We start from the raw sequence: 9,410 nt of genomic DNA on the forward strand, positions 1-9,410 counted from the left end.
AAGACATGCTTGCGGCCACCCTTGCGCAAGGCAATGACCTCGTTTCGCCGTTGCCAGCGATGCAGGGTCGAGCGCGGTATGCGGAAATTCTCTTCCAGATAGGTCGATCCTGCGACTTCGCCCGCCCAATCCTCGATCAGCACGGATTGTAGATCGTTGGTTCGCTGGCGCTCGCGCGGCGACGGGGGCTTCCCGGTCGCGGATGGCGGCACCGGGTGCTCATCCGCCCCACCGGCGTCTGCCGTGCTACGGCCGGCGTCTGCCGTGCCGCCACGCGCGGCCTTGTTGGCGGTCATGCTGAAGAACGCGGAAGCAAGCGCGGTCCAATCGCCTTTGAGGGAGCCGATCGCGAGCCGCTGTGTTTGCGGCAGGAAGGGAAAGGCGGCGGCGAAACCGCCGGCGATGGCGCTGGCTGAAGCCAGCGCTTGCGGATCGAGGAGCACGCCGTGCTGGGCCAGTGCCTGCTGCACCGCCTCGGCGACGAGGCCCGCCAAGGCATCCTGCGATGTCCCATCCGTCGGATTTTGAAATCTGGTCATGTGTCTGTCTTGCGGGCCACGCGCTCTCCTCCCCAGCTGCGGCCGATTGAAATGGCTACAGCAGGAAGCAAAAATGGCAGCAACGACAAACACAGCGACCCGACAGGTTGCTGTCTTGCATTTTTTTGCACCCCAACTGGACATCCCGAAATGTCAGTCGCGGGACGCCTCGGTTTGCGTGTAGGTGCGCTCTATGACAGGCGCGCGACAGTTGGCGTCGTTCGACGCGCCCAATGCAATGAAGGCTAAAGCAGCCCCGCCAATTGGGCCGCGCTGCGCAAATTCTGCCTTGGGCGCGGCCCGATCTGTTGGATCACCAGCCCGGCCGCCAGCGAGCCGAGGTCGCCGCATTCCTTGAGGCTGCGTCCTGCGGTGTAGCCGTAGAGGAAGCCGGCGGCATAGAGGTCGCCGGCGCCGGTGGTGTCGACCAGTTCGCGGATCGTCGTCGCATTGATGGTGACGGTCTCGTCGCCACGCACGATGACCGAGCCCTTTTCGGAGCGGGTGACGGCGGCGATCTTGCAATCCTTGCGGATCGCTTCCAGCGCGTCCTCGAAGGACGAGGTCTGGTAGAGCGACTTGATCTCGTGGCTGTTGGCGAAGACGATGTCGACGGTGCCCGAGCGCATCAGGTCGAGGAACTCGTCGCGGTAGCGGTCGACGCAGAAGGAATCCGACAATGTCATCGACACTTCGCGCCCGGCGGCATGCGCCAGTCTTGCCGTCTGCCGGATCGCTTCCTTGGCGCGCGGCGGGTCCCACAGATAGCCCTCGAAATAGGTGACCGCGGCGCCGGAGGCCTTGTCGGCCTCGACATCTTCCGGGCCAAGCTCGACGCAGGCGCCGAGATAGGTGTTCATCGAGCGCTCGCCGTCCGGCGTGACGAAGATCATCGATCGCGCCGTCGGCGGCTGGCCCTGGAGCGGCTTGGTGTCGAACGCGACGCCCTGGGCCTGGATGTCGTGGGTGTAGATTTCGCCGAGCGGGTCGTTGGAGACCTTGCCAAAGAAGGCGGCGCGGCCGCCGAAGCTCGCAACGCCAGCCGCCGTGTTGCCGGCGCTGCCGCCGGAGGCCTCGATCGCCGGGCCCATGCGGCTGTAGAGCAGTTCGGCGCGCCTGGTGTCGATCAGGTTCATCGCGCCCTTGATGATGCCGTTGGTCTCGAGGAAGGCCTCGTCGCACTGGGCGATGATGTCGACAATGGCATTGCCGATGCAAAGCACGTCATAATCCGGCATCAATCTCTCCGCCTTGGAACCTGCCGGCTTTCTGCCACGCCGGCCGGGCGCGGGTCTAGCGAGTTGCCGCCCTTTTGCCTACCCCGAAAATCGGCATTGGGTTCCGCCATGCCGGTCAATGGCCGCGCCTATTTGCCGGCTGTTGCAGCCATCGCATAAAACTGGACCATATCGGCCGTGATGATGACGGCTATGGTTGCATCCGGATCGAAACATTTCCGCCTGGCCGTCGGCTAGAAGCGATCCGAGCGAAGTTTCTGAGAGCACGAACCAGCAATGCCCGCAAAGACCGACATGACCACCGAACTGTCGCTGCTTGCCGTGCTGGCGCTGCTATGGGGCGCGTCCTATACCTTCATCAAGGTTGGCGTCGAGACGATCCCGCCGGTGACCTTCATCGCCGCCCGCACCCTGATCGCCGGCGCCATCCTGCTGGCGATCATCCGCTGGCGCGGCCTCGCCATGCCGAGGGACGCCGCAACCTGGCGTCGCTTCGCCTTCCAGGCCTGCCTGAACAGCGTCGTGCCCTTCACCCTGATCGCCGCCGCCGAGCGCTCCATTGATGCCGGCCTCGCCACCATCCTCAACGCCACCTCGCCGATCTTCACCTTCCTCCTGACCGCGCTGATCACCCGCCACGAGCCGGTGACGCTGCGCAAGCTGGTCGGTGTCGGCGCTGGCATCGCTGGCATCTGCCTCATCGTCGGCACGGAGGCGCTCGGCGGTCTCGGCCATCAGCTGTGGGCGCAGCTTGCCGTCGTCGCCGCTACCGTCAGCTATGCGGGCGCGGCCATTTTCGGGCGCAACTTCAGAGGGCTTGACCCAATGCTGCCGGCCGCCGGCTCGATGATCTGCGGCGCGGCGATCCTGATTCCGTTGAGCCTTGTTTTCGACCGGCCCTGGACGCTCTCGCCATCGACCGCGTCGATCCTCGCCCTGATCGGACTTTCAGTCTTCTCGACCGCGCTCGCCTTCTCGATCTTCTTCCGCCTTATCCACACGCTGGGCTCGGTCGGCACCACATCGCAGGCCTATCTGCGCGTGCCGATAGGCGTCGGCATCGGCGCTCTCTTCCTTGGCGAGAGCCTCGGTCCGACGGCCTGGCTCGGCATGGGTTTCGTCGTTGTCGGCGTCGCGGCGATGACCATCCCCGCCCGGCAGACGAAACTTGCGCAATAGTTGCGCTGCTCGACAAGGGTGCCTATCTCGGAAGCGTCTTAGTCAATGAGGGGTTGGAGACGCCGTGATCCTCGACGCCGCCCGCGCCGCTGCCAGCCGGCTGTTCTCGCCCGAATTCCGTTCCGTCTTCCTGAAGACGCTGGGGCTGACCCTGCTGGCGCTGGTGGCCTTTTGGTTCGGCATCGAGAGCCTGCTCGGATGGCTGGCCTGGCCGTGGCTGCAGACGCTTCTGCCTGGGCTGCCGTCCTGGGCCGGATGGCTGGGCGCCATTGTCGCCGGCATCGTCCTGGCGATGGGGATGGCGCTGGTTGTCGCGCCGGTGACGGCGATCATCGCCGGCCTGTTCCTCGACGACGTCGCCGAAGTGGTCGAGCGCACCGATTATCCGGACGACCCGCCCGGCCGTCCCGTGCCGGCGCTGCACTCGCTGGTGCTGGCGATAAAATTCTTTGGCGTCGTTGTTCTCGGCAACATCATCGCCCTGCTGCTGCTCCTGGTGCCGGGCATCAACATCGCCGCCTTCTTCATCGTCAATGGCTATCTGCTCGGGCGCGAGTTCTTCGAATTCGCCGCCATGCGCTTCCGCCCGGAGGCCGAAGCTAAGGCCTTGCGCCGGAAGTATGCCGGCACCGTGTTCCTGGCCGGGCTGGTCATCGCCGCTTTCCTGGCCGTTCCGGTCGTCAACCTGCTGACGCCGCTCTTCACCGCCGCCATGATGGTGCATCTGCACAAGGCGGTGTCAGCGCGCCGGCCAGAATGACCTTTTCGGTCAGTCGCCGTTCTTGCCGAACAGCGCTTGCAGCTTGCCGAACGGCATGGCGGCGCGGGTGAAGCCGAAGGTGCCGTCCTGCTGGATCTCGCGCGCCGCGGTCTCCAGCATGCCGAAGGCGAAATTGGTCAGCCAGGGCCCGAGCGAGATGCGCTTGACACCCGCCTGGGCGAGGTCGGCGACGGCGAAGCCCGGCCGCGCCATGACGTTGACCGGCTTGGTCACCGACGAGCAGACGATCCGCACCGTCTCGACGTCGCTCAAGCCCGGCGCGTAGAGCACGTCGGCTCCGGCCTGCTCGAAGGCCTGCAGCCGCTTGATCGTGTCATCGATATCGGACCGGCCCCACAGGAAATTCTCGGCCCGCGCGGTGAAGACGAAATCGTGCTTCAGCGCCCGCGCCGCCTCGACAGCGGCGGCGACGCGTTCTACGGCGTGGGAAAAATCATAGATCGGCTTCTCCCGATCGCCAGTGTGGTCCTCAATCGAGCAGCCGGCAAGGCCGGCCGCCTCGGCCGCGAAAACGGTCTCTGCCGCCTGTTCGGGGCTGTCGCCCTTGCCACGTTCGAGATCGGCCGAAACTGGAAGAGCGGTCGCCGCCGTCACCTCGCGGCAGTGATGGATCATCGCGTCGAACGTCACCGCGCCGTCGGGCAGGCCGCGCGAAAAGGCAAAGCCGGCGCTGGTCGTCGCCAGCGCCTTGAATCCGAAGGAGGCGAGAAGCTTTGTCGTGCCGATATCCCAGGGATTGGGCATGACGAAGGTCGAGGCGTGCAGGTCGCGAAAGATCTTGCCCTTGTCCATGGATGCTTCCCTCATATGTGGACTTGTGAAGCGGAGTCTAACGCGACGATTTCAACCGGGCAAACGAATGCGTCTGGCTCAGAAGCGTTTCTGGTTCTCTGCTGACAGACGCTCGAACGCCTTGGAACTAGGCACGTAGCGCGACGCCTTCTTGCTCCAGCGATAGGTCACAGAGATCTTGTGCGACGAAGCCTTGGGCTGCTCGTCTTCGCAGTCTTCGCCCGGCACCGTGGCGTCGGTCACCGTCGCCTTGATCGCCGCATAGCGCCGGCCGTCCGCGAGCGTCTTGAAGGCAAGATCCTGCGTCCGCTTGTAGCAGTAGTTTTCATCGAACGTGTTGATGGTGTCGACCAGCTCGAAGCGGTCGCTGCGGACCATGAGCAGCAACGTGCTGACATAGCCCTGGTTCGAATTGAAATGCGTGCTGGTGATGACGACGGCGTCATCGCCGGCGCTGATCGAAAGCCTGGCCGGTTCGCGAAAAAATGTGCTTCGATCGGTGGCGACATTGACCGCGTCGAGCAATTCCGGCTTGCCGCCGAGGTCGTAGAGCGCCAGCACAGCGAAACCCTCGGCGCTGTCGGAGGCTTGCCCGAGGTCGAACAGCATCGTCAGCCGTTCCTTGCCGCCGGCTTTGATATCGAGGACGGCGGCGCTCGACAGGTTGCCGGTCGAAGGCGGCGCCTCGTCATCAGCGTCACCGCTGATGGGGCGGATCTTGATCGGCGAAGTGCCGGCGAGAACGGGGACGACCAAGTTGGCAAGGTCGAGATAGGTGACGTCCGGATGGCTAGGGACGGCGCTGCTCAGTTCCGGGAAGCTGGCGGTCTGCGCGTCTGCCGTCGCCCAAATCCAGGGCAAGAGCAGGCAAGCGAGAATGAAGCGAAACAAAATGGAGATCATATGTGCGGGCGCCCCCCGAGAGAGCCTACGCTAGAGCAATTCGAGGAAAAGTGTGAAGCGGTTTTCCGTCCGGATTGCGTCGAAACAAAAGAGGTGGTTCTGCGTTTCCATCACCGATCAACCACTCCAGCGCGGAGTCTTGAAACGCAAAGCCAGGCCCCAAGGCTGAAAACCGGCTCAGCCGATCGGCACCAGCCCGGCCAGCGCGCGCATGTCGTCGAACAGAATGCCGCCGGCCTCTTCCAGACCATGCGGGTCGGAATAGGGATCGGCGTGATAGGAGAAGACGCGCATTCCGGCGGCGATGCCGGCCTCAGTGCCGGCGACGCTGTCCTCGATGACGATGCAGTCGGCCGGCGCGAAGCCCATCGTCTTTGCCGCGTAGAGAAACAGGTCCGGAAACGGCTTGCCGCGCCCGACCATGGTCGACGAAAACATGGCGTGCTCGAACAACGGCAGCAGCCCGGTCTGGCCGAGCGTGATATGCATCTTCGACACCCGCGCCGATGAGGCGACGCAGTAGGCGATGCCGGCGGCGCGGACCTTCTCGATGAAGTCGCGCACATAAGGGATCGCCTCGACGCCATGCGCGAACAGGTCCGGCAGGCCGGCGTTCCAGCGGTCGACGAAATCGACGCCGAGCCTGACCTCGGTCGCCGCTTCGATCTCTTTCTGCACCGAGGCCATGCTGCGGCCGGAGAAGTGCTTGCGGCAATATTCGAAGGTGGTGGCGAAGCCGGCGCCGCTCAGCCACTCGGCGAGGCGCCGGTTGGCAAGGTTCTCGGTGTCGACCAGGACCCCGTCGCAGTCGAAGATGACCAGCTTTGGTACAGACATCAGGCCGTGCCGGTCGACCCGAAGCCGCCCGCCCCGCGCGCCGTGCCGCCAGCGAGCGAGCGCTCCTCGATCGCTACTTGCGCCACCGCCGCAAAGACGATCTGGGCGATGCGCATGCCGCGCGTCACCGCGAAGTCCTCGTCGCCGAGATTGACCAGCAGCACCTTGACCTCGCCGCGATAATCGCTGTCGATGGTGCCGGGTGAATTGAGAACGGTAAGGCCGTGCTTGAAGGCAAGACCGGAGCGCGGCCGGACCTGGCCTTCCATGCCTTCCGGGATTTCCACGATCAGCCCGGTCGGCACCAGCGCGCGTTTCCCGGGCAGGATGAGCAGCGGCCGGTCATCCGGTACCGCGGCGCGCAAATCCATGCCGGCGGCGCCTGAGCTTTCATAGGCCGGCAGCGGCAGGCCTTCGCCATGCGGAAGCCTGACGAAACCGACGGAGGGGCCGATGACGGGGGAGGGATAGACAGCTGTGCGCATGAGCCCATTGCTATCGGCGCGAGTGCCGGAAAGGTCAACCCCGGCCGCAACGCTATCAACGCCTTTCTTTCGAGGCGGTTCCTCCTCAGCGCAGTTCCACCGGCACGACCGTCGTTTCCTTGATCTCCTCCATGACGAAGGAGGCCGAGACATCCGACAGCGCCACCTTGGCGATCAGCCGCTGGTAGAGCCGGTCATAGGCCTTCACGTCGGCGACGCGGGCTCTCAGTACATAGTCGAGATCGCCCGACATGCGGTAGACGCCGGTGATCTCGGCAAAGCCGGTCACCGCCGCGCGGAACTTCTGCAGCCAGTCCGGATCGTGGTTGGAGGTGCGGACCAGGATGAACACGGAGAGGCCGAGCCCGAGCTTGTCGGCATCGACCAGCGCCACGCGCCCGATGATGACGCCGTCCTCCTCCAGCCGCTTGACCCGCCGCCAGCAGGCATTGCGCGACAGCGCCACCCGCTCCGACAGCTGATCGACCGACAACGTACCGTCGCGTTGCAGCTCCGCCAGCAATCTTCGATCGATTTCATCGATTTCTATGCTCATCCTGGGATGAATGTCCCAAATTGTTGCTCATCGCAAGGACAATTTGGGATCGATGAACCTTTGACCCGTGGCACGATACTCAGCATCGGGGCTCATCCCGGCAGGAGGGATCACCATGACGACGTTTTCGAAGCTGTTCACCTCTCACCCGGCCAAGGTGGGCGAGACCTATTTCAGCCACATGGCCTTCGCCGCCTGGTTCTGCTCGCGCCTGTCGCTGGCCGCGGGCGCGGCGCTCGTTCACGCTTTCTTGCCATTTCTGTTCGAGACTACCGCCAGCCGAATCGTCCGCGAGCTCTATGAGCGGACGCACAACAGAGGCTCACACGCGGTCAAGGAGCCCAAGGCTCTGATGGACCGCGCCTAGCAACGGTGGAATGCGATGTGCCGGTGGGCGGCCTATTTTGGTGAAGCGGTCTTCCTCGAAGACATCATCACCGCGCCCTGCCATTCGCTGATCGCCCAGAGCCACTGCGCCCAGGAAGCCAAGTCGCCGACCAATGGCGACGGTTTCGGGCTTGCCTGGTATGGCGACCGGCCCGAGCCCGGCCTCTATCGCGACATCCTGCCGGCTTGGTCGGACCCCAATCTGAAGAGCCTGTGCCGGCAGATCAAGTCCGGCCTGTTCCTCGCCCATGTGCGCGCCTCGACCGGCGGCGCCACCAGCCGCATGAACTGCCATCCTTTCATCTCCGGCCGCTGGTCGTTCATGCACAACGGCCAGATCGGTGGTTTCGAGAAGATCCGCCGCGCGCTGGAGAATTCGCTCTGCGACGCCGTCTTCGACCAGCGCGAGGGCACCACCGATTCCGAGCTCTTTTTTCTCCTGATGATCGACGAGGGTCTGTCCGAAGACCCGCAAGGCGCGGTGTCGCGCGCCACCAGTCGCGTGCTGGACGCCTCGCGCCGCGCTGGCCTCGAGCCGGCGCTGAAGCTGACGGCTGCTTTCTCCAACGGCCAGGCGCTCTATGCCGTGCGCTACGCCACCGACGATCATGCGCCGACGCTCTACACCTCCGTCTTCCGCAACGGCGCGGGCCGCTGCATCGTTTCCGAACCCTTCGACCGCGACGGCGGCGAGTGGCAGGCGATCCCGCCGTCGAGCTTCGTCACCATGACGGCGGACGGCATGGGCATTCGGCCTTTTGCACCTGCAGCGAACAAGCTGGCGCTGGTCGGCTAGGCACGATCTCGATCGCCCGGCGATCGCCGGCATCTTTCCAGCCTGCCTCGGGCAAAGGATCAGCAAAACATCAGCGCGACGTAAGGACGCCAATCCGGCCTCCTGTCATCTCTGGCGCCTCACCGGCGGCGAATGGTTTTCATTCGCGGCCCCGGTTGGATGCGCAAGAGAGGATGACGCAACAATGTGCAGATGGGCCGCCTATCTCGGCGAAGCGATATTCCTTGAAGAGATCGTCACCGCACCTTCACACTCGCTGATCGTTCAGAGCCGCGACGCGCGGGAGGCGAAATCGCCGACCAATGCCGACGGCTTCGGTCTGGCCTGATATGGCGGCCGGCCCGAGCCTGGGCTCTATCGCGATATTCTGCCGGCCTGGTCAGACCCTAACCTGAAGAGCCTGTGCCAGCAGATCAGATCCGGCCTTTTCCTGGCCCATGTCCGCGCCTCGACCGGTGGCGGCACCAGCCGCGTGAACTGCCACCCGTTCATTTCCGGCCGCTGGTCGTTCATGCATAACGGCCAGATCCACGGCTTCGAAAGGATACGCCGCGGACTGGAGAACTCGCTTTCGGACGCCGTCTACGACCGGCGCTCGGGCAGCACCGATTCCGAGCTGTTCTTCCTGCTGATGATCGACGAGGGCCTGTCGCGCGACCCGCATGGCGCGGCAACGCGCGCCGCCAATCGCGTGCTCGACGCCTCGCGCCGCGCCGGTCTGGACCCGGCGCTGAAGCTCACCGCCGCCTTCTCGGACGGCAAGGCGCTCTACGCCGTGCGCTACGCCACCGACGATCATGCGCCGACGCTTTACACCTCGGCCTTTGGCAGGGGCCGCTGCATCGTCTCGGAGCCCTTCGACCGCGAAGGCGGCGAGTGGCAGACGATCCCGCCATCGAGCTTCGTCACCATTGCAC

General features: G+C 64.7%; 10 protein-coding genes and 2 pseudogenes. 5 read left to right on the top strand and 7 right to left on the bottom strand.

The genetic code is table 11. From position 1 onward, the window contains the following. Positions 1-494: pseudogene (locus EN781_RS16225) on the bottom strand (hypothetical protein); the annotation flags it as partial. Between the two features lie 290 nt (positions 495-784). Further along, positions 785-1,777: an adenosine kinase gene (locus tag EN781_RS16230; protein ID WP_126056801.1), complete on the bottom strand. Its 993-nt coding sequence runs from the start codon at positions 1,775-1,777 to the stop codon at positions 785-787. 276 nt (positions 1,778-2,053) lie between these two features. Here EN781_RS16230 and EN781_RS16235 point away from each other — a divergent pair, with 276 nt between their 5' ends. Further along, a complete protein-coding gene (locus EN781_RS16235) occupies positions 2,054-2,956 on the top strand; it encodes an EamA family transporter (RefSeq protein ID WP_126056800.1) in 903 nt (300 codons plus the stop codon). 64 nt (positions 2,957-3,020) lie between these two features. Beyond that, positions 3,021-3,716, top strand: coding sequence for a sulfate transporter family protein (locus tag EN781_RS16240; RefSeq protein ID WP_126056799.1), 696 nt, complete (start codon positions 3,021-3,023; stop codon positions 3,714-3,716). A 9-nt stretch (positions 3,717-3,725) separates the two neighbouring features. On the opposite strand, the gene EN781_RS16245 is transcribed toward EN781_RS16240, so the two are convergent. The 5 genes from EN781_RS16245 to EN781_RS16265 all read right to left on the bottom strand — a co-directional run bounded on the left by EN781_RS16245 (position 3,726) and on the right by EN781_RS16265 (position 7,310). Further along, complete coding sequence (locus EN781_RS16245) at positions 3,726-4,529, bottom strand: oxaloacetate decarboxylase (RefSeq protein ID WP_126056798.1); 804 nt, start codon at positions 4,527-4,529, stop codon at positions 3,726-3,728. Between the two features lie 78 nt (positions 4,530-4,607). Further along, positions 4,608-5,432, bottom strand: coding sequence for a hypothetical protein (locus EN781_RS16250; protein WP_126056797.1), 825 nt, complete (start codon positions 5,430-5,432; stop codon positions 4,608-4,610). A gap of 177 nt (positions 5,433-5,609) precedes the next feature. Then, positions 5,610-6,269, bottom strand: coding sequence for an HAD family phosphatase (locus tag EN781_RS16255; protein ID WP_189347613.1), 660 nt, complete (start codon positions 6,267-6,269; stop codon positions 5,610-5,612). Then, on the bottom strand, positions 6,269-6,754 hold the full coding sequence (dut, locus tag EN781_RS16260) for a dUTP diphosphatase (protein WP_126056795.1): 486 nt from the start codon (positions 6,752-6,754) through the stop codon (positions 6,269-6,271). The genes EN781_RS16255 and dut overlap by 1 nt, the downstream gene beginning before the upstream one ends. Positions 6,755-6,839: 85 nt before the next feature. After that, on the bottom strand, positions 6,840-7,310 hold the full coding sequence (locus EN781_RS16265; RefSeq protein ID WP_126056794.1) for an Lrp/AsnC family transcriptional regulator: 471 nt from the start codon (positions 7,308-7,310) through the stop codon (positions 6,840-6,842). Positions 7,311-7,425: 115 nt separating this feature from the next. Between EN781_RS16265 and EN781_RS16270 the strand changes: the two genes are divergently transcribed. The 3 genes and pseudogenes from EN781_RS16270 to EN781_RS16280 form a co-directional block, all read left to right on the top strand. Further along, positions 7,426-7,677, top strand: coding sequence for a DUF6356 family protein (locus tag EN781_RS16270; protein ID WP_126056793.1), 252 nt, complete (start codon positions 7,426-7,428; stop codon positions 7,675-7,677). A gap of 15 nt (positions 7,678-7,692) precedes the next feature. Continuing rightward, positions 7,693-8,493: a class II glutamine amidotransferase gene (locus EN781_RS16275; protein ID WP_126056792.1), complete on the top strand. Its 801-nt coding sequence runs from the start codon at positions 7,693-7,695 to the stop codon at positions 8,491-8,493. Positions 8,494-8,677: 184 nt separating this feature from the next. After that, positions 8,678-9,410 (top strand): annotated as a pseudogene (locus EN781_RS16280) (class II glutamine amidotransferase); the annotation flags it as partial.

The sequence above is a fragment of the Mesorhizobium sp. M4A.F.Ca.ET.090.04.2.1 genome (genome assembly GCF_003999085.1).
Classification (GTDB): domain Bacteria; phylum Pseudomonadota; class Alphaproteobacteria; order Rhizobiales; family Rhizobiaceae; genus Mesorhizobium.